This window comes from Microbacterium sp. NPDC064584 (assembly GCF_040687315.1).
Lineage (GTDB): Bacteria > Actinomycetota > Actinomycetes > Actinomycetales > Microbacteriaceae > Microbacterium > Microbacterium lacus.
Genome location: NZ_JBFBMZ010000003.1, coordinates 222,491 through 247,175, shown reverse-complemented (window position 1 = coordinate 247,175; position 24,685 = coordinate 222,491). Strand labels below are relative to the sequence as shown.

The window sequence follows — 24,685 nt, the reverse complement described above, 5'->3', positions numbered from 1 at the left end:
ATCGACCGGATATGTCACCGCGCGCCCTGAAGCCCCTCCAGCCGTCGGCGACCCCGCCCGAGCTGATCCGCAACTTCTGCATCATCGCCCACATCGACCACGGCAAGTCCACGCTCGCCGATCGGATGCTGCAGATCACCGGCGTGGTCGCCGATCGCGACATGCGCGCGCAGTACCTCGACCGGATGGACATCGAGCGCGAGCGCGGCATCACGATCAAGAGCCAGGCGGTGCGCATGCCGTGGCAGCTCGACGGTGAGACGTACGCGCTCAACATGATCGACACCCCGGGTCACGTCGACTTCACGTACGAGGTGAGCCGCTCGCTCGCGGCGTGCGAGGGGGCGATCCTGCTCGTGGACGCCGCGCAGGGCATCGAGGCTCAGACGCTCGCGAACCTCTACCTGGCGCTCGAGAACGATCTGCACATCATCCCGGTGCTCAACAAGATCGATCTCCCGGCCGCCGATCCGGAGAAGTACGCGGCCGAACTCGCGGGCCTGATCGGAGGCGATCCCGAGGACGTCCTTCGCGTCAGCGGCAAGACGGGCATGGGCGTCGAGAGCCTGCTCGACCTCATCGTCGGGCAGATCCCCGCGCCGAAGGGTGACGCGGACGCCCCGGCGCGGGCCATGATCTTCGACTCCGTGTACGACTCCTACCGCGGCGTCGTCACGTACGTCCGGATGGTCGACGGCAAGCTCGAGCCGCGTGAGCGGATTCAGATGATGTCGACCCGCGCGACGCACGAGCTCCTCGAGATCGGGGTGTCCAGCCCCGAGCCGGTCCCGACGAAGGGGCTCGGCGTGGGCGAGGTGGGGTACCTGATCACCGGTGTGAAGGACGTCCGCCAGTCCAAGGTCGGCGACACGATCACGAACCAGCGCAAGCCCGCGACGACAGCGCTCGCCGGGTACACCGACCCGAAGCCGATGGTCTTCTCGGGGATCTACCCCATCGACGGCTCCGACTACGCCCTCCTGCGAGAGGCGCTGGACAAGCTCAAGCTGTCCGACGCGTCCCTCCAGTACGAACCCGAGACCTCCGTCGCGCTCGGCTTCGGCTTCCGCTGCGGATTCCTGGGTCTGCTGCACCTCGAGATCATCACCGAGCGTCTCGCGCGCGAGTTCGACCTCGACCTCATCACGACGGCTCCTTCTGTGACGTACGAAGTGCACACCGACACGGGCGAGACCGTGGTGGTCACGAACCCGAGCGAGTACCCCGACGGGCGCGTCGCCGAGGTGTACGAGCCGGTCGTGAAGGTCGGCATCCTGCTGCCGAAGGACTATGTCGGCACCGTCATGGAGCTCTGCCAGGCCCGCCGCGGGTCGCTCCTCGGAATGGACTACCTCAGCGAGGATCGCGTCGAGCTCCGCTACAACATGCCGCTCGGCGAGATCGTGTTCGACTTCTTCGACCAGCTCAAGTCCAAGACACAGGGCTACGCGAGCCTGGACTACGAACCCGCGGGGTCTCAGACAGCCGACCTGGTCAAGGTCGACATCCTCCTGCAAGGGGAGAAGGTCGACGCGTTCAGCTCGATCGTGCACCGGGACAAGGCGTACGCGTACGGCACGCTCATGACCGAGCGGCTGCGCAAGCTCATTCCGCGGCAGCAGTTCGAGGTGCCGATCCAGGCGGCGATCGGCGCGCGCATCATCGCACGCGAAAACATCAGGGCTATCCGCAAGGATGTCCTGGCGAAGTGCTACGGCGGAGACATCACGCGCAAGCGCAAGCTCCTGGAGAAGCAGAAGGAGGGCAAGAAGCGCATGAAGATGGTCGGTCGCGTGGAAGTCCCCCAGGAGGCGTTCATCGCCGCGCTGTCCGGGGATGTCGAAGGCAAGGACAAGAAGTAGGCGGATAAGGCAGGTGAGCATGCGACGCGGGACTTTCAAGGACGAGACGGTGGACTACGCCGCCGTCGGGGCGACCCAGGCACCCGATCTCATGCAGTACCCGCCCGAGCGGAGCATCCCGGCGCAGGAGTCGTGGCGCATCGGCAGCGGGCAGGCGCGGTTCCAGACCGCCGGCGACGCACTGCTGTCGTGGACCGCGCAACGCGGCGCCGGACTCACGCTGACGGATGTGCGCCCCGCGGCGGGACCGATGTACTCCGGCGTCAGCTTCGACGCCGAGGGCACGCCCGTCACCCCGAGCCGCCTCGAGGCGGATCAGCGGTTCGACAGCGACGGCACGCCGTACGTCGGACCGGGGACGACCGTCCGGCTCGAGGGACGCGTGCGGGGTCAGCGGGCCGACGGCGAGCTGCGGGTGATCTTCGCGGTCGAGGAGCCCCGGCGCATCGGATTCGCGCTCGGAACCGTCGGCGGCTCGGTGGTCAGCGGTGAAGAGTCGTTCATGATCGAGTGGTACGACAACGACGAGGTCTGGTTCACGGTGCGCGCCTTCGATGCACCCGCCGCGCTTCTCTACCGCTTCCTGCCGGCCCTCACCCGCCGCCGGCGTCGCGAGCTCTTCACGCGGTACCTGCGCGCGATCTCTCCGCTGTACACGACTCCCGCCTGATGGGCGCGTCGCTGCCCATCGGCGAGCCCGCGCCGCGCGACGGTGCCCTGCCGGTGACGGTGGATCCGGCGACGGCGTTCGGCGTGTACCTCCACGTTCCGTTCTGTCGCGTGCGGTGCGGATACTGCGACTTCAACACGTACACGTCCTCCGAACTGCGGGGTGCGCGGCAGGACGAGTACGCCGACACCCTGCTGCACGAGGTGCGGCTGGCCGCGACGGTGCTCGAGGACGCGGGAGCGGTCCGGCCGGCGGAGACGGTGTTCTTCGGCGGCGGCACACCGACGCTGCTTCCGTCGGGCGACCTGGCGCGCATGCTGGACGGGGTCCGCGATGCCTTCGGCATCGCTCCGGGAGCCGAGATCACGGTCGAGGCCAACCCCGACACGGTGACGGATGCCGTCGCCCACGAGCTCGCTCGGGCCGGCGTGACCCGACTGTCGATCGGCATGCAGTCCGCCGTCGCGCATGTCCTCGCAGTCCTGGATCGCACGCATCGGCCCGAGAACGTCGCAACCGCGGTGCGCGCGGCGCGCGCGGCCGGCCTCCAGGTCAGCCTGGACCTGATCTACGGGGCGCCGGGGGAGTCGCTGGACGACTGGCGCTCGTCGCTCGAGGCGGCGATCGCGCTCCGACCCGACCACATCTCCGCCTACGCCCTCATCGTGGAGGACGGGACGAAGCTCGCACGCCAGATCGCGCGCGGCGAGGTGGCCTCGCCCGACGACGACCTCGAAGCGGACATGTACGAGCTCGCCGATCGTCTGCTCGAAGAAGCCGGCTACTCCTGGTACGAAGTGTCGAACTGGGCGCGGGCGCGCGAGTATCGCTCGCGCCACAATCTCGCATATTGGCGGGGGAGCGACTGGTGGGGTTTCGGCCCCGGCGCACACAGCCACATCGGGGGTGTCCGCTTCTGGAACGTGAAGCACCCCGCGGCATACGCGCAGCGCCTGGCGATGGGCGAATCGCCTGCGGCCGGCCGGGAGCGGCCCGACGCCGCCGCGCGTACGCTCGAGCGCACGCTGCTCCAGACGCGCATCCGCGAGGGGATGCCGGTGGCCGAACTGATCGGCGAGGGTCGGCACGCGGTCGCGGGACTCATCGCCGACGGCCTGATCGACGGAGCCGCAGCCGTGCGCGGCCACGTCGTCCTGACGGTGCGCGGGAGACTCCTCGCGGACGCCGTCGTGCGCGCGCTCACCGACTGAGCGCGATCCGTATCCGGGCGGATCCGCTAGAATTGGCACTCAGAACGGGCGAGTGCCAACAGCGCGGACGGGCGATCACATCCGTTCCGCCGAACAGCGGGTGAGGAGGCGAGATGGTCACCGATCGGGGACTGCAGGTGCTGCGGGCGATCGTGCAGGACTTCGTCGACACCCGCGAGCCCGTGGGCAGCAAGGCGATCGTCGAGCGGCACGCCTTCGGCGTCTCGGCCGCCACGATCCGCAACGACATGGCGCTCCTCGAGGACGAAGAGCTCATCGCCGCCCCGCACACGTCCTCGGGCCGGGTGCCGACGGACAAGGGCTACCGGGTCTTCGTCGACCACCTCTCCGAGCTTCGGCCCCTGTCTCCCGCACAGCGCACGGCGATCACGACCTTCCTCGAGGGACCCGGCGATCTGGACGACGTGCTCGCGCGCACCGTGCGGGCCCTCACCCAGCTCACGGGCCAGGTCGCGATCGTCCAGTATCCGTCGTTCGCGCGCGCGAACGTGTCGCACGTCGAACTCGTCCAGCTCGGCGGTGGGCGGATGCTGGTGATCCTCGTCACCGATACTGGTCGGGTCTCGCAGCGTCTCGCGATCGTCCGCGACGAGTTCGCCGAAGAGGATCTCGCGCGCATCCGCGCTGACGTGGCGGGAGTGCTCGTGGGCCGGCTCGTCCGTGAGGGCGCGCAGAGCGTCGATGAACGCCTCGCCGCCGTCGATCCCGTGCCGACGCCGACCAGCGCAGCGACGACCGCGATCCTGCGGGTCGTCGCGGAGGAGCTCGAAGAGTTCCGGCACGACCGTCTCGTCATGGCGGGAGCAGCCAACCTCGCGCGCAGCGAGGCGGACTTCCGCGGCAGCATCTACCCGCTCCTGGAAGCGATCGAGGAGCAGGTGACGCTCGTGAAGCTCATGAGCGAGATGGTCGCCGACGAGCAGGGACTCGCCGCGAGCATCGGCCGCGAGAACGAGCCGTTCGGCCTCGGCGAGGCCTCCGTGCTCGCCAGCGAATACGACACGACGGGCGTCCGCGCCCGAGTGGGGGTCCTCGGCCCCACGCGGATGGACTACCCGACCAATCTCGCGGCGGTCCGTGCCGTCGCACGCTACCTCACCCGGATGCTCGACGAGGACGAGAACCGCTGAAGCGGCATCCGTGAACGAACGATCCCGCGCGGTGCGCGGGCGGGAAGGCGACAGTGGCTGACCACTACGAGGTCCTGGGTGTCTCGCGCGACGCGACACCGGACGAGATCAAGAAGGCGTACCGACGCCTCGCGAGAGAGCTCCACCCTGATGTGAACCCCGGCGCGGATGCGTCCGAGCGCTTCAAGCTCGTCACGCACGCGTACGACGTGCTCAGCGACGCCGACCAGCGCGCCCGCTACGACATGGGCGGCAGCGACTCGCCGTTCGGCGGCGGCCAGGCCGGGTTCGGCGGGTTCGGTGACATCTTCGAGACGTTCTTCGGCTCGGGCGGCGGACAGCGTGCCGGGCGTCCGCGCTCCCGGCGCGAGCGCGGACAGGACGCGCTCGTCCGCGTCACCCTCGACCTGAAGGACGTCGTCTTCGGCGTTCACCGCGACCTCGAGGTCGACACGGCCGTGCTGTGCGACACCTGTCAGGGCTCGTGCTGCCAACCCGGCACCGCTCCGGTCGCGTGCGACATCTGTCACGGCTCGGGCCACGTGCAGCGCACGGTCCGGAGCCTCCTCGGCAACGTCGTCACGAACCAGCCGTGCAACGTCTGCCAGGGCTACGGCACCACGATCCCGTATCCGTGCGCGACGTGTCAGGGACAGGGCCGCGTGCGTGCCCGCCGCACCGTGTCGATCGACATCCCCGCCGGCGTCGAGACGGGGCTGCGGCTGCAGCTGCCCGGCTCGGGCGAAGTCGGCCCCGCCGGGGGCCCGAACGGCGACCTCTACCTCGAGGTCACCGTCACCCCGCACGACGAGTTCAGCCGCGACGGCGACGACCTGCTCGCGACGCTGGAAGTGTCGATGCCCGACGCGATCCTCGGGGCCACCACGACGATCGAGTCGCTCGACGGCCCGGTCGACCTCGAACTGCGCCCGGGCGTCCAGGGTGGGGACGTGCTCACGATCAAGGGCCGGGGGATCACGCCGCTGCGCGGGAGCCAGCGCGGCGATCTGCGCGTCGGCGTGCACGTGGTCACCCCGACGCGGCTCGACGCCAAGGAGCGCGCGCTGATCGAGGAGTTCGCCAAGCGCACGAAGTCGCCGGCACCGCGCCTGGCGGAGTTCCACCAGGGACTGTTCGCGAAGCTGCGCGACCGCTTCCGCAACGGCTGATCCGTGGCGCTGCACTTCCTCCTCGACGCGGGAGCGGATGCCGCCGTCGGCGACACCGTCGCCCTGACCGGCCCCGAGGCCCATCACGCGGCTGCCGTCCGCCGCGTCCGGATCGGCGAGGAGGTCACGCTCGGCGACGGTCGCGGAACGTGGCTCACGGGCGAGGTCTCGGCATCCGCACCCCGGGAGGTCCTCGTGCGCGTGAGGAGCAGGAGGAGCGTCGCGCCCCCGGAGCGTCGGATCATCCTGGTCCAGGCGCTCGCGAAGGGCGATCGCGACGAACTCGCCGTGCAGGCGGCGACGGAGCTCGGTGTCGACGGCATCGTGCCGTGGCAGGCGTCACGCAGCGTCTCGCGCTGGGATGCCGCGAAAGCCGAGAAGGGACGGATGCGGTGGGAGTGTATCGTCCGTGAGGCCGCCAAGCAGGCGCACCGGGCGTGGATCCCCACCGTCCAGCCTCTGGAGACCACGGCGGCGCTCGCGGCGCGGGCACGGGACGCGCTCGTGCTCGTCCTCGAGCCCACGGCGGTCGAGTCCCTCTCGGGCCTTTCTGCGCCGGGCGGGGACGTGACGCCCGATCGTCGGGATCTCGTCCTCGTGGTCGGCCCCGAGGGCGGCATCGCCACGGAGGAGCTCGCGGTGCTGGAGGCAGGCGGGGCCAGAGCGATGCGGCTCGGCGAGACGGTGCTGCGCACGTCGACGGCGGGTCCCGCCGCGCTCGCGGTGCTCAACGTCGCACTGCGACGCTGGTGAGCACGCCGCTCGCCCGACGACGCCGTCCGGCCCGCCGATAGACTGGACTCATGAGCGAATCCTCGGTCTTCACGCGCATCCTGAACGGCGAGATCCCCGCCGACATCGTCGCCGAGACCGAGAACGTGTTCGCGATCCGTGACATCGCCCCGCAGGCTCCCGTGCACATGCTCGTCATTCCGAAGACGGCGCAGTATCGCAACGTGGTCGAACTCGCGACCGGGGATCCGGCGCTGCTCGCTGAGCTCGTCGGCCTCGCGAACGCCGTCGCCGCCGACCAGACAGACGGCGACTTCCGTCTCGTCTTCAACACCGGTGCCGGCGCCGGCCAGACCGTCTTCCACGTCCACGCGCACGTTCTCGCCGGCGGCCTGAGCGAATCGAGCACGCATGCCTGACAGCGAGAAGAGTTCCGCGGAAACCACCCAGCGGGTCTACGCGGACGGCGTGGCCATGGTCCAGCTGCTCGGTCCCCAGGATCGACTTCTGCGCGTGATCGAGCGCGAGCACCCCGACGTCGACGTCCACGTCCGGGGCAACGAGATCACCCTGAGCGGCGACACGGCCGCAGTGGAGGCCGCTCGAGGATTGGTCGATGAGCTTCTGACCATGACGAAGGCCGGACACGCACTCGGACCGTCCGATGTCGCCTCCTCCAACCGGATCCTGCGCTCGGAGGGCGGCCCCCGCCCGTCCGAGGTGCTCGGCGAGGCGATCCTCTCCACACGCGGGAAGATCATCCGGCCGAAGACGCTCGGCCAGAAGGCGTACGTCGACGCGATCGAGGAGAACACGATCGTCTTCGGCATCGGTCCGGCCGGTACCGGCAAGACCTATCTCGCGATGGCGAAGGCCGTCCAGGCGCTGCAGCGCAAAGAGGTCAATCGCATCATCCTGACCCGCCCCGCCGTCGAAGCGGGCGAGCGCCTCGGATTCCTCCCCGGCACGCTCAACGACAAGATCGACCCGTATCTGCGACCGCTCTACGACGCGCTGAACGAGATGATGGACCCCGAGATCGTCCCCAAGCTCATGGCGAGCGGCACGATCGAAGTCGCTCCGCTCGCGTACATGCGCGGACGCACGCTCAATGACTCGTTCGTCGTGCTCGACGAAGCGCAGAACACGACTCCCGAGCAGATGAAGATGTTCCTCACCCGCCTCGGGTTCGGCACCCGCATGGTGGTCACCGGCGACATCACCCAGGTCGACCTTCCGGTCGGCGCGTCGGGGCTGCGCCTGGTGACGCGCGTGCTGAGCCAGATCGATGACATCCACTTCGCGTACATGACCAGCGACGACGTCGTCCGGCACTCGCTGGTGGGTCGTATCGTCGACGCGTACTCCGAATACGACGAGCGCCGGCTCGCGGGTCGTCGCGAACGCGACGAGGCCGCGGAGTTCGCGAACCGCGCCGAGCGACGCAGCGGCGCAGCGCGCTCCGGAGGACCCCGCGATCACCTTCCCAAACGAGGCCGCTCATGACGATCGAGATCAGCAACGAGTCCGGCTTCACCGTCGACGAGACGGTTCTTCTGCGGCTCATGGAGCACAACCTCGCCGAGCTGCACGTGAGCGCGGACGCCGACGTCGCGATCCTCCTCGTCGATGAGGGCGCGATGGAGGCGCTGCACGTCCAGTGGATGGATGAGCCGGGTCCGACGGACGTCTTGAGCTTCCCGATGGACGAACTCCGTCCCGGCACGGAGGACGCTCCGACGCCGGCGGGGCTCCTCGGGGACATCGTCCTGTGCCCGCAGGTGGCCGAGACGCAGGCAGCGGCCGCGAAGCACAGCACGATGGACGAGCTAATCCTGCTCACGACCCACGGCCTGCTGCACCTGCTCGGCTTCGATCACGCCGAGCCGGAGGAGAAGCGCGAGATGTTCGGGTTGCAGAACGACCTGATCATGAGCTTCCACGTCGCCGAGCGACGACGACCTCGCGCATGACCGCTGCGCTCCTGCTGACCGCCGCCGTCCTGCTCGTCGCGTTCGGGGGGCTCATGGCCGCCCTGGATGCCGCGCTGTCGGTGACCTCCCGCGCCGACCTCGTCGAACTCGGCTCGGAGGGACGCAACGCGACCTCCCTGCAGCGGATCGCGATCGACCCGGATGCGCACGCGAACGCCGTCGTCTTCATCCGCATCCTCGCCGAGACCGCCGCCGCCGTGCTCGTCACAGTCGCCTTCACGATCCTCTTCGACAGCATCTGGTGGGCCATGCTCGCCGCCGCGGTCCTGATGACGGGCATCTCCTTCGTGGTCGTCGGCGCGAGTCCGCGCTCCGTGGGCCGCCAGCACGCGAAGGGCCTTCTGCGCGCGGCGGCTCCCGTCATCCGCGGCGTCCGCCTGATCCTCGGCCCCCTCGCCCACGGGCTCGTCGCCCTCGGCAACCGCGTCACACCGGGCGTGAAACCCGGCTCCTCGTTCGCCTCGGAGGAGCAGCTCCTCAGCATCATCGACGAAGCGGCCGAGAACGAGCTCATCGAGGAGGACGACCGAGAGCTCATCCACTCGGTGTTCGACTTCACCGACACCTTCGTCCGCGCGGTGATGGTTCCTCGCACCGACATGGTCACGGTAGACGCGTCCGCCACCACGCGGGAGGCGATGACCCTGTTCCTCGAGAAGGGCGTCTCGCGCATCCCGATCGTCGACGACGAGGCCGATGACGTCGTCGGCGTGCTCTACCTGAAGGACCTCGTCCAGTTCGGATTCCGCGACGAGCAGGGGTGGAGGGACGCGCCGCTGGATCGCATCGTGCGCCCGGCCGTCTTCGTCCCCGAGTCGATGAAGGCCGAGACGCTGCTCCAGCAGATGAAGCGGGATGCCGTGCACGTGTGCCTGGTCGTCGACGAGTACGGCGGTGTGTCGGGGCTCGTGACCCTCGAGGACCTGATCGAGGAGCTCGTCGGAGAGATCGCCGACGAGTACGACCCGCGTGCGGACGAAGTGGTCGAGCTCGGTCCCGGTCGGTACCGCGTGAGTGCGCGCCTGGGGCTCGACGAAGTGGGTGAGCTGTTCGGGATCGAACTCGAGGACGAGGACGTCGACTCGGTGGGCGGTCTCCTCGGCAAGGCGCTCGGCCGCATCCCCCAGCCCGGGGCCACCGCCGACTACGACGGACTCGTGATGACCGGCGGCACCAGCCGCGGCCGAGGCAGGGGGCTCGCGACGGTCTTCGTCGAGCGCAGCGCTGTGCCCGAGCCGACAGAGGAAGGGAATCCGTCATGAACGCAGAAGCAGACGGCTCCGGCGCAGCGGACTTCCGCTCCGGATTCGTGACATTCGTGGGGCGGCCGAACGTCGGCAAGTCGACGCTCACGAACGCGCTCGTCGGAGAGAAGGTCGCGATCACGAGCGACAAGCCCCAGACGACCCGACGCGCGATCCGCGGCATCCTGAACCGCGTCGACGGCCAGCTCGTGATCGTCGACACACCCGGCATCCATCGTCCTCGCACGCTCTTGGGTGAGCGGCTCAACCACCTCGTCGAGCAGGTGCTCGGCGACGTCGATGTGATCGGGTTCTGCGTACCCGCGACCGAGAAGGTGGGTCCGGGCGATCGGCGCATCGCCGAATCCCTGGACGGCTACCGGCGGGCGAAGAAGGTCGCGATCGTGACGAAGACGGATGCCGCCACGCGCGATCAGATCGCCGAGAGACTGATCGAAGTCGATGCGCTGCGCGACGACTGGGCCGCGGTGATTCCGCTCTCCGCCCTCACGGACCAGCAGCTGGACGTGCTCACCGGTGAGGTGCTCTCGCTCATGCCTCCGGGCCCGGCGCTGTATCCGGAAGGAGTCGTGACGGACGAATCCGACGAGGATCGGATCGCGGAGATCATCAGGGAAGCAGCCCTGGAAGGCGTGCGCGACGAGCTGCCGCACTCGATCGCTGTCGTCGTCCAGGACATCGCGGCTCGCGAGGATTCCGATCTGACCGATATCTACGCCGACATCGTCGTCGAGCGCGACAGCCAGAAGGCGATCATCATCGGCCACAAGGGCTCGCGCCTCGCGGACGTCGGCCGACGCGCCCGCGCGGGCATCGAGCCGCTGATCGGCTCGAGGGTCTACCTGTCCCTGCACGTCCGCGTCGCGAAAGAGTGGCAGCGCGATCCGAAGCAGCTCGGCCGCCTCGGATTCTGAGGCGGCCGAGCTGCGGAGGATCGGTCAGAGCGAAGCCTGGAAGGTCTCCAGCACCCTCGTCAGCGCTTCCTGCTTCTCGTAGTCCGACTGCGCCTGCATGAGCACGATCACGTTGCCGCCTCCCGCATCCACCGTGGAGATCACGACGGCTGCCGTACCGGCGCAGTCCCACTCGGAGTACACGCCGGCGTAGTAGCCGTCGTCGTACGGCTCGCCGGTCGCGACCGCACTGCACGACGTGTCGAAGGTGCCCGACAGATTCTGCAGGACCGCCTCCGCGGTCATCCCCGCGGAAGCCGCCATCACCTGGACGCCCGGTGCGGCGAATCCGCCCCAGAACGCGGCGAGATCCGGCGCCGCCGAGACGGCGTACCAGGTGTTGCCCGCGTCGTCCGTGAACCCCGCGCCGTCGGTCTGCGCCCAGTCCGCGGGAACGTCGACACTCACGACGCCGGCATCGTCTGTCACGGTGGTGAATCCGCCGTTGGCCGTCGCTTCGCCGCCGAAGACCCCGGTGGCCGTGACCGTGAGCTCGTCGCCGTTGATCTGACCGTCCAGGAGCTCGTCGGTGGCGGGCCGGTAGACCTGCACATCGATCGTTGCGTCGCTGCCCTGAGTGCGCAGGACCTGGCAGTAGTCGGCGAGGCTGCCGTCCGTGCCGACGCTCACCCCGGCGAGCTTGTACACGAGGTCGCCGGGCTGGATGCCCGCGTCATCCGCTGCACCACCCGCATCGACGGAGGAGACCCAGACGCCCGCGATCTGGCCGTCTTCGCTCACCCAGCCCTGCGCGTTGATGCCGATCGAGTCCACGTTCTCGCCCGCCGCGAGGCGGTCGATCGCATCCTGGGCCACGTCCCGGTGGATCGCGAAGTTGTAGTCGAGGCTGTCGTCACCCGCGTAGTTGATGCCCACGAGCCGCCCGTCCTCGTCGACGAGCGGTCCGCCGGAGTTGCCACCCCGGATGCGCGCATCGTGCTCGATCACGTGGTCCAGCGACGCCCACTGGGTGTCCAGCGGGAAGTCGTCCTTCGAGACGATGCCGCGCGTGAGGGTGAACTCCTCGGCGGCACCGGCCGGATAGCCCGCGGAGTAGACGTCCAGACCGGTCTTGATCTCGCCGTCATGCCACGCGAGGTACGGCAGCTCGTCGCCGTCGAGCTGGATGACCGCGAGGTCGAGGCACTCCGACGCGCCGAGCACGGTCCCGCGCACTTGCGCGGACTGATCGCCGCCGACGTAGACGGCGAGCGTTCCGGCGCCGGTGACGACGTGGTTGTTCGTGAGGGCGAGCCCCTCGGGCGTGACGATGAATCCCGAACCGATCCACGCGCCCTCGGCCGGGTCGAGCGTTCCCGGTTCGATGAACGTCCCCTGACCCTTGATGTAGACCGTGGCGGTCTGGAGGTCGTCGAAGCCGACCGCCGGCGTGGCGGAGGGGCCGGCGGAAGGAAGGAGGCCGCCGAAGCAGCCGGTGAGCGCGAGTGCGCCGGCGGTGAGCGAGGCGACGCCGAGCATGCGGCGGCGGGAGACGGGCGAAGACGGAGCGGACACGGCGGACCTCCTGATCGGGTGGTGGGTTCGCAGAGGATGAGTGCGGTCGTGCACGCCGTGATACACGGATGCCGCCGCCCGGGGATTCGCGCGCTCTCCGTGTGCGGTGTAGCCTGGCGCCATGCGCTTGCGCCGACTCCTTCTTAGTCGCCGCGACGAGTCCTCGATCTAGGGCCCACCTCGTCGCGGAGCTCGTTGTCGGCCCGTTTCATCTGACGAGAGAGCACGCGAGACCATGGACAACACCCAGAAGCCTTCGGGCATGCCGATCCACAAGTATCGGCCCTATCACCAGCAGCTGACCGTCGAGCTGCCGGACCGCACCTGGCCCGATGCGCGGATCACCGCCGCACCGCGCTGGTGCGCTGTCGATCTGCGCGACGGCAACCAGGCGCTCATCGACCCGATGAGCCCCGAACGCAAGCGCATCATGTTCGACCTGCTGGTGAGCATGGGCTACAAGGAGATCGAGGTCGGCTTCCCGTCCGCCAGCCAGACGGACTTCGACTTCGTCCGGCACTTGATCGAAGAGGACGTCATCCCCGACGACGTGACGATCCAGGTGCTGACGCAGGCCCGCGAGCACCTGATCGAGCGCACGTACGAGTCGATCGCTGGAGCGAAGCAGGCGATCGTCCACCTGTACAACTCCACGAGCGTCCTGCAGCGCGAAGTGGTCTTCCGCACCGACCGGCAGGGCATCATCGACATCGCTCTGGAGGGCGCGCGGTTGTGCCGCGAGTTCGAGAAGCGGATCCCCGAGACGAAGGTCTTCTACGAGTATTCGCCGGAGAGCTACACGGGCACCGAACTCGAGTTCGCGGTGGACGTCTGCAATCAGGTGATCGAGGTCTTCGAGCCGACCCCGGACCGCAAGGTCATCATCAATCTGCCGGCGACCGTAGAGATGGCGACCCCGAACGTCTACGCCGACTCGATCGAGTGGATGAGTCGCCATCTGGCCCACCGCGAGAACGTGATCCTCTCTCTGCACCCGCACAATGACCGGGGCACGGCGATCGCCGCGGCGGAGCTCGGCTACATGGCCGGCGCCGACCGCATCGAAGGCTGCCTGTTCGGCAACGGGGAGCGGACGGGCAACGTCGATCTGGTCGCGCTCGGCATCAACCTCCTCACGCAGGGGATCGATCCGCAGATCGACTTCAGCGACGTGGACCAGATCAAGCGCACCGCGGAGTACTGCAATCAGCTCCCCGTGCACGAGCGCAGCCCGTGGGCGGGTGACCTCGTCTTCACGGCCTTCAGCGGTTCGCACCAGGACGCGATCAAGAAGGGGTTCGAGGCGATGGAGGCGCGAGCCGTCGCCGAGGGCGTGTCGGTCGACGAGCTCGAATGGGCGGTGCCGTACCTGCCGATCGATCCGAAGGATCTGGGTCGCTCCTACGAAGCGGTCATCCGCGTGAATTCGCAGTCCGGCAAGGGCGGCGTGGCCTACCTGCTCAAGAGCGACCATGCACTCGACCTGCCCCGCCGATTGCAGATCGAATTCTCCGGTGTCGTGCAGGCCAAGACCGACGCCGAGGGCGGCGAGGTCACCAGCGAGCAGATCTGGCGTATCTTCACGGACGAGTACCTGCCCTCGAACGTCGAGGAGCACCGCTGGGGCCGCTTCGAGCTGCACGGGACGCGCACGCAGAGCGATCTGGCCGGTGACGTGTCGCTGGAGGTTTCGCTGCGCGACGGAGACGAGCGGGTCGAGGCCACCGGTCACGGCAACGGACCGATCGCGGCATTCCTGTCGATCATGCGCGAGCGCGGATTCGACGTCTCGCTCTACGACTACGTCGAGCACACGCTGAGCGCGGGCGGAGACGCGCAAGCCGCGGCGTACGTCGAGCTCCAGGTCGACGGTGAGCGCCTGTGGGGCGTGGGGATCGACGGGGACATCTCCACGGCATCCCTCAAGGCGATCGTGTCGTGCGTGAACCGGGCGATCCGCACCCGGCAGAGCACCGCCGAGCTCGCCGGCGTCTGATCACACTGCCGTTCGGGCAGGCGCGGCATCCGTCGGGATGTCGCGCCTGCTCAGCAGCGCCGCCGTGAGGAAGCACACCGCACCCAGGAACGTGCCGAGATTCGCCCACTGGAGGCTCACGAGGTCTCCGGTGGCCGGAATCACGGCGGCACCGATCGCCGAGATCCCGAAGAACACCGAGCCGGCCATGTTCAGCCATGTGCAGCGCCACGTGCGCGCCCGCGGATCCCACAGGCCGTCGCGCTCCGTCGTCGCCACGACGGCGAACGCGCTCGAGACGAGGAAGCACACCGACCCCCACGCGTCGGGGATCCATCCCGAGCCGATCCGCGTGTCCGGGTTGAGGGCGGTGAGCAGGGCGGCGGTCGTGCTGAGGTTGAACAACAGCGTGCCGGCGAATTGGATCGCCGCGGCCCACCAGTCCGCACGGTCGGGCCGCGAAGCCCCGGTCTTCGGCGGGCGCCGCCCGCTGAGGAGCAGCTGGATCAGCGCGGCGAGCGTGAAGAAGAACGCTCCGGCGAAGAACGTCGCGTTCGTGGCGACCGCGCCGACCGTCTCGGAATAGAGCGGCACGGCGCCGACCGCGAACAGGAGCGATCCGACGGCGAATCCCCATGCTTCACGGCGCAGGCGCACGCGGCGTTCGGGCGTCATGGGGTGAGCATAGAGGCGGCAGGCGCGCCGGACCTCACCTCGCGAGCATGACGTCCGCGGCCCTGGGCCGCCCTAGCATGAGGCTCATGACGACCTCTCGTGGCTCCGCCCATCCGCACGGATTCATCGGGCTGGGGGACCAGAACCAGCTGAACCCGCTGTTCGCCCGCCCCGGCGAAGCGACCGACTTCCCGCTGGACGCGCTGCCTGCGGGGGAGTCCCTGCCCGAAACGGCCTACCAGGTCGTGCACGACGAGGCGATGCTCGACGGCAATTCCCGTCTGAATCTCGCGACGTTCGTCGGCACCTGGATGGACCCGCACGCGACGAAGCTGTACTCCGAGACGGTCGACAAGAACATGGTCGACAAAGACGAGTATCCGCAGACGGCGGCGATCGAGACGCGTTGCTGGAAGATGATCGCCACACTGTGGAACGCCCCGGATGCCGAGAAGGCGATCGGCACGTCGACGATCGGCTCGTCCGAGGCCTGCATGCTGGGCGGCCTCGCGCTCAAGCGACGGTGGCAGCACGCCCGCCGTGCCGCGGGCCGCTCGACCGAGAAGCCCAACCTCGTCCTCTCCAGCGCGGTGCAGGTCTGCTGGGAGAAGTTCTGCAACTACTGGGACGTCGAGCCCCGCTACGTGCCGATCACCGACGAGCACAAGTGTCTCGACGGCTTCGAGCTGGAGAAATACGTCGACGAGAACACGATCGGCGTCGTCGCCATCATGGGCGTGACCTACACCGGGGTGTACGAGCCGGTCGCGGAGATCGCCGCGGCGCTCGATCGGATCCAGGCCGAGACGGGCCTGGACATCCCGATCCACGTCGACGGCGCCTCCGGGGGGATGATCGCCCCCTTCCTCCAGCCCGACCTGGAATGGGACTTCCGGGTTCCCCGCGTCGCGTCGATCAGCACCTCCGCGCACAAGTACGGACTCGTGTACCCCGGTCTCGGGTGGGTGGTGTGGCGCACGGTCGAGGATCTGCCGTCCGATCTCGTGTTCGACGTCACCTACCTCGGCGGCCACATGCCGAGCTTCGCGCTGAACTTCTCCCGTCCCGGCGCCCAGGTCCTCCTGCAGTACTACCTGTTCCTCCGACTCGGGTGGGACGGCTATTACAAGGTCCAGAAGGCCTCGCAGGACGTCGCCGTGTACCTCGCCGGCGAGATCGCGAAGATCCCCGCGTTCGAGCTGTGGAACGACGGCACCGACATCCCGGTGTTCGCGTGGCAGCTGAGCAAGGGCTACACCGACAAGTGGAACCTCTATCACCTCTCCGAACGGCTCAGACTCAAGGGCTGGCTCATCCCGGCCTATCCGATGCCCGACGACCTCACCGACGTCGTCGTCCAGCGGATCGTGGTGCGCAACGGGCTGAGCCGGAACCTCGCCGAGAGTCTGGTCGCCGACATCCATGATGCCGTCGCCTACCTCGACGCCCTGGAGTCGCCGATGCCGACCGAAGGCCTGGTCACGTCATTCACCCATTGAGGCCGCGCGCCGCCCCCGTCAGCGCTTGACGATCGGGAGTGCGCCTGTCTCGGCGGCGACCTTGCGGCGATACAGCATGCGCTGCTCGGGGAGCGAGAGGTCGAACACCACCGCGAGGACGCGGATGATCGCGGTGACGACCACACCGGCGATCGCCGCGATCACGAGCGGCACGCCCACGGCGTTCGAAACCGCCAGGACGAGGCAGCCCACGCCCGCGGCGACCGCGTACAGGGAGCCGACGTGCATGATCGCGACCGGCAGACCCATGAAGACGTCGCGCAGGATGCCGCCGCCCACCGCCGAGCACACGCCGACGAACACGGCGGGCACGAGCGGCAGTCCGAGCGCGAGCGCCTTGCTCGTCCCGAACGCGCCGAACAGGCCGATCACGACCGCGTCGAGCCCGACGATCAACCCGTTCAGACGCCGCAGCGGACCCGCCAGCAGCATCCCCACGAGGGCGGCGAGCGTCGCGGTGAGCAGGTACCAATTGCTCTGCAGCGTGCTCAGCGGCTGGTTGAGCAGCAGATCGCGGATGATGCCGCCGCCCATGCCCATCACGATGCCGATGATCGCGACGCCGAGGAGGTCCAGTCGTCGCTGCCCGCGGAAGCCGGAGGCGAACAGGGCTCCCTGGATACCGCCGAGACCCACCGCGGTGAGGTCCGCCCACAGCGGGATCGTGAAGAGAGGCGCATCCACGCGACCATTCTCGCGCACGGCTCGGCGCCCGCCCGGCACGGTCGTCGGCGACCATAATTGAACGGTGCCCACCTACCGCGACGAGGTCGTGATCCTGCGCACCCACAAGCTGGGGGAAGCGGACCGGATCGTCACGATGCTGAGCCGTCGGCACGGCAAGATCCGTGCCGTGGCGAAGGGGGTGCGGCGCACATCCTCGCGCTTCGGCTCGCGGCTCGAGCCGTTCATGGTCGCCGACGTGCTGCTGTATCAGGGGCGGTCGCTCGACATCATCCAGCAGGCGGAGTCGCTGGGTTCGTACGGCGCCGACATCGCCGTCCACTACGACCGGTACACGTCGGCCAACGCGATGGTGGAGGCCGCCGACCGCCTGAACGAGGCCGAGGCCACCCCTCAGCAGTACCTGCTCCTCGTCGGCGGACTGCGCGCCCTCGCCCGCGGCGAGCACGTGCCGCGCAGCATCCTGGATTCGTATCTGCTGCGGGCGATGGCGCTCTCCGGCTGGGCACCCGGCCTGACCGAGTGCGCGCGCTGCGGCGCGCCCGGACCCCACGACACGTTCGTCGCGCAGCTCGGCGGGATGATCTGCCGCGACTGCGCCCCGGTGGGGGCCGCCCGTGTCGACGTCGCGACCGCGGAGTTCCTCACCGCCCTCATGGAGGGCGACTGGGTCGTCGCCGACTCCGCAAGCGCCCCGACCCGGGGGTCGGCGTCCGGCCTCATCGCCGCGTACGCGCAATGGCACCTGGAGCGCGGCATCCGCTCTCTGCAGCACGTGGAGGCGGCCACATGAGCCCGAAGCCGTACACCCACCGGGATGCCGTCGCCTATCGGCCGCTGGACTGGACCGGCATCCACCCGCCCGCTTTCCCCCGGGGCGCGGTGCCGTCGCATGTCGCGATCGTGATGGACGGCAACGGCCGGTGGGCCAACCGGCGCGGTCAGACCCGCGTGGAGGGGCATCGGGCGGGTGAGGCCGCGCTTCTTGACGTGGTCGCGGGAGCCATCCAGGCGGGCGTCAAACATCTGAGCGTGTACGCGTTCTCCACCGAGAACTGGAGCCGTTCGCCGGACGAGGTCCGCTTCCTGATGGGCTTCAATCGCGATGTCCTGCACCGTCGTCGGGATCAGTTGAACGAGTGGGGCGTACGGGTGCGGTGGGCGGGGCGCAAGCCCCGGCTCTGGGGTTCGGTGATCAAAGAGCTGCAGTTCGCCGAGCGCTTGACCGCCGACAACGACGTGTTGACGCTCACGATGTGCGTCAACTACGGCGGGCGGGTCGAGCTCGTGGACGCGATGCGTTCGATCGGGGACGACATCGCCTCGGGGCGGCTGAAGCCGTCGGCGGTGACCGAGAAGCTGATCCAGAAGCGGCTCTACCAGCCGGACATGCCCGACGTGGATCTGTTCATCCGCTCGAGCGGCGAGCAGCGCACCTCGAACTTCCTGCTCTGGGAGTCCGCGTACGCGGAGTTCGTGTTCCTCGATACGCTCTGGCCGGATTTCTCCCGCGAGGACCTCTGGCGCGCGATCGGCATGTACCTCGATCGCGATCGTCGGTTCGGCGGCGCGGTGGACACCCCCGAGCCGCCCGCGCTCTGACGTCGGCCCGCGGGAATGACCGTCGACTTCCCTCGGTTGCACCCGGCATGACGGACGCCATCAAGATCGACGTGTGGAGCGACATCGCCTGCCCGTGGTGCTACATCGGCAAGCGCAACCTCCAGAGCGGACTCGAGGCGGCCTCGGCCGATCCCGATGCCCCGGAGGTCGAGGTGGTCTTCCACTCGTTCGAGCTCTCGCCGGACACCCCGGTCGATTTCGACGGCGGCGAGGCGGACTACCTCTCCCACCACAAGGGCATCTCGCCCGATCAGGCGCAGCAGATGCTGGACCGCGTGACCGGTGTCGCTGCCGATGCCGGGTTGGAGTACCGGTTCGACCTGCTCAAGCACACGAACACCGTGAAGGCGCACGAGCTCCTGCACTTCGCGAAGGAGCGGGGACGTCAACCGGAGATGACCGAGCGACTCATGGCCGCGTATTTCACCGAGGGTCGCCACCTCGGCCAAGAGGACGAGCTCGTCGCTCTCGCGGCCGATGCAGGCCTGGACGCGGATGCCGCGCGCGAAGCGCTGCGGTCCGAGAGATTCCTGCCTGCCGTGCGTGCCGATCAGGCGCAGGCTGCGGCCTACGGCATCTCGGGAGTGCCGTTCTTCGTGATCGACGGCAAGTACGGCGTCTCCGGCGCGCAGCCCGCCGACGCCTTCGCCCAGATCGTGCGCCAGGTGTGGGCCGAGCACCGGGAGAGCCCGGCCACGGTCTGACGCACTGACGGCTCAGCCCGGGAGGTTCGCCTCGATGAGCGACACGATCGCCGGGTCGTCCGGCTTCGTGCGCGGGCGGAAACGCGCGACGCGGCCATCGGGGAGGACGAGGAACTTCTCGAAGTTCCACTCGACGCGGCCCGCTTTGCCGTTTCCGTCGGGAGCCTTCGTGAGCTCCTGATACAGCGGTGCGGCCTTCTTCCCGTTCACCTTGACCTTGTCCATCACCGGGAACGTGACGCCCCACGTCGTGGAGCAGTACTCGAGGATGTCGTCCATCTTCGACAGCTCCTGCAGGAACTGGTTGCTCGGGAACGCCAGCACGTCGAAGCCGCGAGGACCGTACGTCTTCTTCAGCTGCTCGAGCTGCTCGTACTGCGGAGCGAGCCCGCAGCGCGAGGCGACGTTCACGATGAGCAGAACCTTTCCGGCGTAGTCGGCGAGAGTGGCCTGACCCCCGTCGGCGGTCGCAAAGGGGATGTCGAGGATCGGGGCGGCGGAGGAAGCGGTCATACCCACAGGTTATTGGCCGTTCACCGAAGGCGGTCGCGGGTCTGGGAGAATATGCAGGTGACTCCTACTCTCGCTCCCGACCGCACACTGCGCATCGGGCCGATCGCGCTGGACGCACCCGTCGTGCTCGCGCCGATGGCCGGGATCACCAACACCGCGTTTCGCCGCCTGTGCCGCGAGTACGGTGCCGGCCTCTACGTCAGTGAGATGATCACGTCGCGCGCGCTCGTCGAGCGCAACGCCACCACCATGCGCCTCATCACCCACCACGAGTCCGAGACGCCGCGCTCCATCCAGCTGTACGGCGTGGATCCGGCGACGGTCGAGGGCGCTGTGCGGATCCTCGTCGACGAGGACCGCGCCGACCACATCGACCTCAACTTCGGCTGCCCGGTACCCAAGGTCACCCGCAAGGGCGGGGGAGCGGCGCTGCCCTGGAAGCTGGGACTGTTCCGCGAGATCGTGTCGCGCGCCGCCGCGGCCGCCGGTGACGTGCCGCTCACCGTGAAGATGCGCAAGGGGATCGACTCCGACCATCTGACGTATCTCGACGCGGGTCGCATCGCCGAAGACGCCGGCGTCTCGGCGGTGGCCCTGCACGCCCGGACCGCCGCGGAGTTCTACTCCGGCACCGCGGACTGGGCGGCCATCGCCGCGCTGAAGGATGCGGTGACCAGCATCCCGGTCCTCGGGAACGGGGACATCTGGTCCGCGCAGGACGCGGCCCGGATGATGCAGCAGACCGGCTGCGACGGCGTCGTGGTGGGGCGCGGCTGCCTCGGCCGCCCCTGGCTGTTCGGCGATCTGGCCCGTCACCTCGGCGGCCGGGAGGCCGCGGCCGGACCGGCCGTGGACGCCACCCTCGGATTCGTCGCGGACGCGTTCCGCCGTCACGCGGAGCTCCTCGTCGAATTCTTCGAGGACGAGCAGCGCGGCTGCCGCGATATCCGCAAGCACGTCGCGTGGTACTTCAAGGGCTACCCGGTGGGCGGCGACACCCGCGCGGCCCTGGCGACCGTCTCGACGCTCGCGGAGATCGACGACCTGCTCGCGACGCTCGATCTCGACGCGCCGTACCCGGGTGCGGCGGCGGAAGGACAGCGCGGTCGCGCGGGGACCCCCAAGCGCCCCGCCCTGCCGGAGGGGTGGCTGCAGTCGCGGGATCTCGGCGCGACGGCATCCCACGCCCTCGCGGAGGCGGAACTGGACCACAGTGGCGGCTGACGGCGCGGTACGGGCCGCATCCGAACGGCCGGACGGGTACGACGAAGCGGATGCCGCACGATTCTTCGTCGAGCGTCATCGCTCGCAGCGCGACGGCTTCGCGCGCGACCGCGCACGCGTGCTGCACTCGGCGGCCCTGCGCCGGCTCGCGGCGAAGACGCAGGTGCTCAGTCCCGCAAGCCCGGCGGATTTCGCGCGCAACCGGCTGACGCACTCCCTGGAGGTCGCACAGGTCGGGCGCGAGCTCGCGACGGCGCTGCGGCTGTCTCCCGACGTCGTGGACACGGCGTGCCTGAGTCATGACCTCGGGCACCCGCCGTTCGGACACAACGGCGAGCGGGCACTGAACGACTGGGCCGAGGACATCGGCGGCTTCGAAGGCAACGCGCAGACCCTGCGGATCCTCACGCGGCTGGAACCGAAGGTCATCGACGACGCCGGCCGCAGCCATGGGCTCAACCTGACTCGGGCGAGCCTGGATGCCGCGTGCAAGTACCCGTGGACGGCGAGCCACCCGTTGCCGGACGCGGGGGGACGGCTGAAGTTCGGGGTGTATCCCGAGGACGAGGACGTGTTCCGCTGGCTCCGCGTCGACGCGCCGGGGCGGGTGCGCTGCATCGAGGCAGAGGTCATGGACCTCTCCGATGACATCGCGTACTCCGTGCACGACTTCGAGGACGCGATCGTGAACGGCTATCTCGACCCCGCTCGGCTGGCGTCCCGCGACGAGCACACCGCGCTGCTGGACGCGATCCAGACGTGGGTGGGCTTCGACTTCGCCCGCGACGAGCTCGAAGACGCGCTGTACCGGCTCATGAGGCTTCCGGAGTGGATCACGTCCTTCGACGCCACGCGCGCCTCCCACGCGCGGCTGAAGAACCTGACGTCGGATCTGATCGGCCGATTCGCGCGTGCCGCCACGACGGCGACGCGGGAGGCCACGTCGTCGGTCGCGCTCACGCGTTATCGGGCGCACGTCGTCGTCCCGCGGGTCGTCGAGGCCGAGATGGCCGTCCTGAAAGGCATCATCGGGGCGGTCGTCGTCTCGATCGAGGGGCGCAAGAGCGTCTACCGCGAACAGCGGCGCGTGCTCAAGCGCCTGGCCTCGGCGCTGTGGGAGCAGCCCGAGGCGCTCGACCCGATGTACGCCGAGGACTTCGACGCGGCATCCGATGACGCCGCACGCCGGCGCGTGATAGTCGACCAGGTCGCGAGTCTGACCGACCAATACGCGATCGCGTGGCACGGACGGCTCGTCGGCGAGGTCGACGCCGCTTCGCTCGGCGTCTGGGCCCCGTCCGCCCGCGGCCGTGTCGCGGAAGCGCCGCACTGATGGCGGGCCGGATCCTGCAGGCCGACGTCGATGAGGTCAAGGCCCGCACGAACATCGCGGACATCATCGGGGAGCGCGTCGCGCTGAAGAGCGCCGGCGTCGGCGCCATGAAGGGCCTGTGTCCCTTCCACGACGAACGCAGCCCCAGTTTCAACGTGCGGCCGCAGGCGGGTTTCTACCATTGCTTCGGCTGCGGCGAGTCCGGCGACGTGTACTCGTTCCTCCGGGCGATGGACCACGTGTCGTTCACCGAGGCCGTCGAGCGTCTCGCCGGCCGCATCGGCTACACCCTGCACTACGAGGACGGCGGAGCCGCTCCGCAGTCCACCGGCCGCGCCCGGATGTACGCCGCGAACGCCGCCGCCGCGGAGTTCTTCCGCGCGCAGTTGGCCGGCGCCGAAGCAGAGGCGGGTCGTCGCTTCCTCGGCGAACGGGGATTCGATGCCGGTGCTGCGGCGCACTTCGGCGTCGGGTACGCGCCCAAGGGATGGTCGAATCTCCGGGATGCGCTGCACGCGCAGGGGTTCACCGATGAGGAGCTGAGCACCGTCGGACTGGTCTCGCAGGGACAGCGGGGAGTGTACGACCGCTTCCGAGGGCGCCTGGTGTGGCCGATCCGCGACGTGACGAGTCAGGTGATCGGCTTCGGAGCGCGAAAGCTCTACGACGACGACCAGGGGCCGAAGTACCTCAACACCCCCGAGACGCCGGTCTACCGCAAGTCGCAGGTGCTGTACGGACTCGACCTCGCCAAGCGCGACATCTCCCGCGATCACCGCGTCGTGGTCGTCGAGGGGTACACCGACGTGATGGCTTGTCACCTCGCCGGCATCACCACCGCGATCGCGAGCTGCGGCACGGCGTTCGGCGCCGACCACATCACGGTGCTGCGTCGTGTCATGGGGGATGACACCGCGTCGGGGGAAGTGGTGTTCACGTTCGATCCGGACGCTGCCGGGCAGAAGGCGGCGTTGCGCGCATTCGCCGACGAGAAGCGCTTCGCCGCACAGACCTACGTCGCGGTCGCTCCGGAGGGACTCGATCCCTGCGACCTGCGGCTGCAGCGCGGCGACGGAGCCGTGCGGGCCCTGATGGACACGAAAGTGCCCATGTTCGAGTTCGTCATCGACCAGCGGCTCGCCGGGTTCGCCCTGGGCACGGTCGAGGGCCGTGCCGGCGCCCTGCGCGCGGCGGCGCCGATCGTCGCGGACATCCGCGATCCCTCGCTGCGCCCGGGCTACGTGCGCGTGCTGGCGCGGCGGCTGGGTCTGGAGATCGGCGAAGTCCGCGCAGCCGTCGAGCGGGCGGCACGGCAGGGCGGCGGCGACCCCCGCTCCGAGCGGCCGGCGGCGCCCGCACCCGAGGATCCGAACGGTGAGGCACCGCCCCAGCTGCGGGTCTCGATCGCGACCCTGCCGCGGACGCCGGACGTCGCACTGGAGCGCGACGCCCTCATGGGCATCCTGCAGTTCGGTCACCGACTGGATCCCGCACTGCTCCACCGTGCCCTCGCGCTCCCCTTCCGCCACCCCGCGCTCGATGCGGTGCGGACCTCGGTCGCTGCCGTCCCCGACCTGTCCCGCCCGGGGTGGGCGGCGGATGCCGTGTCCGCGGTGCGGGAGCCCTACCGCTCCCTGGCCGCAGAGCTGCTGACCACCGACTTCCCAGCCCTGACCGACGAGGCGGCGAGCACCTCGACCGCCTCGCTCGCCCGGAGGCTGGTCGTCCGCGCGGTCGAGCAGGAGAAGTCCGAGCTCCTTGGGGCGATCCAGCGCGTCGCACCCGATTCGACGGAAGGTCGCACGATCCGCATGCGGCTGCGCGAGCTGGATGCCGAGCGTCAGCGGCTCACGGCGGACGAGTGATCGACCCTCGGACCGGCACATCCTGATGCGGACGGTGGCGCGCAGCG

Annotated in this window: 23 protein-coding genes; 19 read left to right on the top strand and 4 right to left on the bottom strand. The window is 69.2% G+C overall.

What is annotated here, in order from left to right; genetic code table 11:
• Nucleotides 1-11 precede the first annotated feature (11 nt).
• From lepA to era, 11 genes are all read left to right on the top strand, one after another.
• Nucleotides 12-1,862, top strand: coding sequence for a translation elongation factor 4 (gene lepA, locus AB0P18_RS07320; RefSeq protein WP_344053781.1), 1,851 nt, complete (start codon nt 12-14; stop codon nt 1,860-1,862).
• Nucleotides 1,863-1,881: 19 nt separating this feature from the next.
• Entirely contained in the window at nt 1,882-2,532 is a 651-nt protein-coding gene (locus AB0P18_RS07315) for a DUF1990 family protein (RefSeq protein WP_363359504.1), read from the top strand.
• Nucleotides 2,532-3,743 (top strand): radical SAM family heme chaperone HemW, encoded by a 1,212-nt coding sequence (hemW, locus tag AB0P18_RS07310; RefSeq protein ID WP_363359503.1) that lies wholly within the window; start codon nt 2,532-2,534, stop codon nt 3,741-3,743. The genes AB0P18_RS07315 and hemW overlap by 1 nt, the downstream gene beginning before the upstream one ends.
• A 113-nt stretch (nt 3,744-3,856) precedes the next feature.
• On the top strand, nt 3,857-4,894 hold the full coding sequence (gene hrcA, locus AB0P18_RS07305; RefSeq protein WP_363359502.1) for a heat-inducible transcriptional repressor HrcA: 1,038 nt from the start codon (nt 3,857-3,859) through the stop codon (nt 4,892-4,894).
• Nucleotides 4,895-4,947: 53 nt separating this feature from the next.
• A complete protein-coding gene (gene dnaJ / locus AB0P18_RS07300; protein ID WP_344053773.1) occupies nt 4,948-6,063 on the top strand; it encodes a molecular chaperone DnaJ in 1,116 nt (371 codons plus the stop codon).
• A gap of 3 nt (nt 6,064-6,066) precedes the next feature.
• Nucleotides 6,067-6,816 (top strand): 16S rRNA (uracil(1498)-N(3))-methyltransferase, encoded by a 750-nt coding sequence (locus AB0P18_RS07295; RefSeq protein WP_363359501.1) that lies wholly within the window; start codon nt 6,067-6,069, stop codon nt 6,814-6,816.
• Between the two features lie 50 nt (nt 6,817-6,866).
• A complete protein-coding gene (locus AB0P18_RS07290) occupies nt 6,867-7,214 on the top strand; it encodes a histidine triad nucleotide-binding protein (RefSeq protein WP_363359500.1) in 348 nt (115 codons plus the stop codon).
• Nucleotides 7,207-8,301 carry a PhoH family protein gene (locus tag AB0P18_RS07285; protein WP_363359499.1) on the top strand — a complete coding sequence of 365 codons (1,095 nt, stop codon included), beginning with the start codon at nt 7,207-7,209 and terminating at the stop codon, nt 8,299-8,301. The genes AB0P18_RS07290 and AB0P18_RS07285 overlap by 8 nt, the downstream gene beginning before the upstream one ends.
• Complete coding sequence (gene ybeY / locus AB0P18_RS07280; protein ID WP_344053764.1) at nt 8,298-8,768, top strand: rRNA maturation RNase YbeY; 471 nt, start codon at nt 8,298-8,300, stop codon at nt 8,766-8,768. The genes AB0P18_RS07285 and ybeY overlap by 4 nt, the downstream gene beginning before the upstream one ends.
• On the top strand, nt 8,765-10,051 hold the full coding sequence (locus AB0P18_RS07275) for a hemolysin family protein (RefSeq protein WP_344053762.1): 1,287 nt from the start codon (nt 8,765-8,767) through the stop codon (nt 10,049-10,051). Before ybeY ends, AB0P18_RS07275 begins: the two co-directional genes overlap by 4 nt.
• Nucleotides 10,048-10,968 carry a GTPase Era gene (era, locus tag AB0P18_RS07270; RefSeq protein WP_363359498.1) on the top strand — a complete coding sequence of 307 codons (921 nt, stop codon included), beginning with the start codon at nt 10,048-10,050 and terminating at the stop codon, nt 10,966-10,968. The genes AB0P18_RS07275 and era overlap by 4 nt, the downstream gene beginning before the upstream one ends.
• A gap of 24 nt (nt 10,969-10,992) precedes the next feature.
• Here the strand turns inward: era and AB0P18_RS07265 are convergent, their stop codons facing one another.
• Nucleotides 10,993-12,522, bottom strand: a complete 1,530-nt coding sequence (locus tag AB0P18_RS07265) for a S1C family serine protease (RefSeq protein ID WP_363359497.1) — start codon at nt 12,520-12,522, stop codon at nt 10,993-10,995.
• Nucleotides 12,523-12,757: 235 nt separating this feature from the next.
• On the opposite strand from AB0P18_RS07265, the gene leuA reads away from it, so the two are divergent.
• On the top strand, nt 12,758-14,518 hold the full coding sequence (gene leuA, locus AB0P18_RS07260; RefSeq protein ID WP_363359496.1) for a 2-isopropylmalate synthase: 1,761 nt from the start codon (nt 12,758-12,760) through the stop codon (nt 14,516-14,518).
• Here leuA and AB0P18_RS07255 read toward each other — a convergent pair whose 3' ends face one another.
• Complete coding sequence (locus tag AB0P18_RS07255; RefSeq protein ID WP_344053754.1) at nt 14,519-15,172, bottom strand: hypothetical protein; 654 nt, start codon at nt 15,170-15,172, stop codon at nt 14,519-14,521.
• An 86-nt stretch (nt 15,173-15,258) separates the two neighbouring features.
• On the opposite strand from AB0P18_RS07255, the gene AB0P18_RS07250 reads away from it, so the two are divergent.
• Nucleotides 15,259-16,671 carry a glutamate decarboxylase gene (locus AB0P18_RS07250; RefSeq protein ID WP_363359495.1) on the top strand — a complete coding sequence of 471 codons (1,413 nt, stop codon included), beginning with the start codon at nt 15,259-15,261 and terminating at the stop codon, nt 16,669-16,671.
• 18 nt (nt 16,672-16,689) lie between these two features.
• Here AB0P18_RS07250 and AB0P18_RS07245 read toward each other — a convergent pair whose 3' ends face one another.
• Nucleotides 16,690-17,376, bottom strand: a complete 687-nt coding sequence (locus tag AB0P18_RS07245) for a TRIC cation channel family protein (protein ID WP_344053751.1) — start codon at nt 17,374-17,376, stop codon at nt 16,690-16,692.
• Nucleotides 17,377-17,440: 64 nt separating this feature from the next.
• Here AB0P18_RS07245 and recO point away from each other — a divergent pair, with 64 nt between their 5' ends.
• From recO to AB0P18_RS07230, 3 genes are read left to right on the top strand one after another with little or no spacing between them, the layout of a single operon-like run.
• Nucleotides 17,441-18,169: a DNA repair protein RecO gene (gene recO / locus AB0P18_RS07240; protein ID WP_344053749.1), complete on the top strand. Its 729-nt coding sequence runs from the start codon at nt 17,441-17,443 to the stop codon at nt 18,167-18,169.
• On the top strand, nt 18,166-18,978 hold the full coding sequence (locus AB0P18_RS07235) for an isoprenyl transferase (RefSeq protein WP_363359494.1): 813 nt from the start codon (nt 18,166-18,168) through the stop codon (nt 18,976-18,978). Before recO ends, AB0P18_RS07235 begins: the two co-directional genes overlap by 4 nt.
• Before the next feature lie 47 nt (nt 18,979-19,025).
• A complete protein-coding gene (locus tag AB0P18_RS07230) occupies nt 19,026-19,703 on the top strand; it encodes a DsbA family oxidoreductase (protein WP_363359493.1) in 678 nt (225 codons plus the stop codon).
• Between the two features lie 12 nt (nt 19,704-19,715).
• On the opposite strand, the gene AB0P18_RS07225 is transcribed toward AB0P18_RS07230, so the two are convergent.
• Nucleotides 19,716-20,216: a glutathione peroxidase gene (locus AB0P18_RS07225; RefSeq protein WP_344053743.1), complete on the bottom strand. Its 501-nt coding sequence runs from the start codon at nt 20,214-20,216 to the stop codon at nt 19,716-19,718.
• 51 nt (nt 20,217-20,267) lie between these two features.
• Between AB0P18_RS07225 and dusB the strand changes: the two genes are divergently transcribed.
• From dusB to dnaG, 3 genes are read left to right on the top strand one after another with little or no spacing between them, the layout of a single operon-like run.
• Nucleotides 20,268-21,440 (top strand): tRNA dihydrouridine synthase DusB, encoded by a 1,173-nt coding sequence (gene dusB, locus AB0P18_RS07220; protein ID WP_363359492.1) that lies wholly within the window; start codon nt 20,268-20,270, stop codon nt 21,438-21,440.
• Nucleotides 21,430-22,773 (top strand): deoxyguanosinetriphosphate triphosphohydrolase, encoded by a 1,344-nt coding sequence (locus tag AB0P18_RS07215; RefSeq protein ID WP_363359491.1) that lies wholly within the window; start codon nt 21,430-21,432, stop codon nt 22,771-22,773. The genes dusB and AB0P18_RS07215 overlap by 11 nt, the downstream gene beginning before the upstream one ends.
• Entirely contained in the window at nt 22,773-24,638 is a 1,866-nt protein-coding gene (dnaG, locus tag AB0P18_RS07210; protein ID WP_363359490.1) for a DNA primase, read from the top strand. The genes AB0P18_RS07215 and dnaG overlap by 1 nt, the downstream gene beginning before the upstream one ends.
• Nucleotides 24,639-24,685 lie beyond the last annotated feature (47 nt).

Excerpts from the sequence above, each read along its gene's own strand:
- lepA (WP_344053781.1), top strand. The coding sequence starts at position 12 with ATGTCACCGCGCGCCCTGAAGCCCCTCCAGCCGTCGGCGACCCCGCCC.
- AB0P18_RS07315 (WP_363359504.1), top strand. The coding sequence starts at position 1,882 with ATGCGACGCGGGACTTTCAAGGACGAGACGGTGGACTACGCCGCCGTC.
- hemW (WP_363359503.1), top strand. The coding sequence starts at position 2,532 with ATGGGCGCGTCGCTGCCCATCGGCGAGCCCGCGCCGCGCGACGGTGCC.
- hrcA (WP_363359502.1), top strand. The coding sequence starts at position 3,857 with ATGGTCACCGATCGGGGACTGCAGGTGCTGCGGGCGATCGTGCAGGAC.
- AB0P18_RS07290 (WP_363359500.1), top strand. The coding sequence starts at position 6,867 with ATGAGCGAATCCTCGGTCTTCACGCGCATCCTGAACGGCGAGATCCCC.
- AB0P18_RS07285 (WP_363359499.1), top strand. The coding sequence starts at position 7,207 with ATGCCTGACAGCGAGAAGAGTTCCGCGGAAACCACCCAGCGGGTCTAC.
- ybeY (WP_344053764.1), top strand. The coding sequence starts at position 8,298 with ATGACGATCGAGATCAGCAACGAGTCCGGCTTCACCGTCGACGAGACG.
- AB0P18_RS07275 (WP_344053762.1), top strand. The coding sequence starts at position 8,765 with ATGACCGCTGCGCTCCTGCTGACCGCCGCCGTCCTGCTCGTCGCGTTC.
- era (WP_363359498.1), top strand. The coding sequence starts at position 10,048 with ATGAACGCAGAAGCAGACGGCTCCGGCGCAGCGGACTTCCGCTCCGGA.
- leuA (WP_363359496.1), top strand. The coding sequence starts at position 12,758 with ATGGACAACACCCAGAAGCCTTCGGGCATGCCGATCCACAAGTATCGG.
- AB0P18_RS07255 (WP_344053754.1), bottom strand. The coding sequence starts at position 15,172 with ATGACGCCCGAACGCCGCGTGCGCCTGCGCCGTGAAGCATGGGGATTC.
- AB0P18_RS07250 (WP_363359495.1), top strand. The coding sequence starts at position 15,259 with ATGACGACCTCTCGTGGCTCCGCCCATCCGCACGGATTCATCGGGCTG.
- AB0P18_RS07235 (WP_363359494.1), top strand. The coding sequence starts at position 18,166 with ATGAGCCCGAAGCCGTACACCCACCGGGATGCCGTCGCCTATCGGCCG.
- AB0P18_RS07230 (WP_363359493.1), top strand. The coding sequence starts at position 19,026 with ATGACGGACGCCATCAAGATCGACGTGTGGAGCGACATCGCCTGCCCG.
- AB0P18_RS07225 (WP_344053743.1), bottom strand. The coding sequence starts at position 20,216 with ATGACCGCTTCCTCCGCCGCCCCGATCCTCGACATCCCCTTTGCGACC.
- dusB (WP_363359492.1), top strand. The coding sequence starts at position 20,268 with ATGCAGGTGACTCCTACTCTCGCTCCCGACCGCACACTGCGCATCGGG.
- dnaG (WP_363359490.1), top strand. The coding sequence starts at position 22,773 with ATGGCGGGCCGGATCCTGCAGGCCGACGTCGATGAGGTCAAGGCCCGC.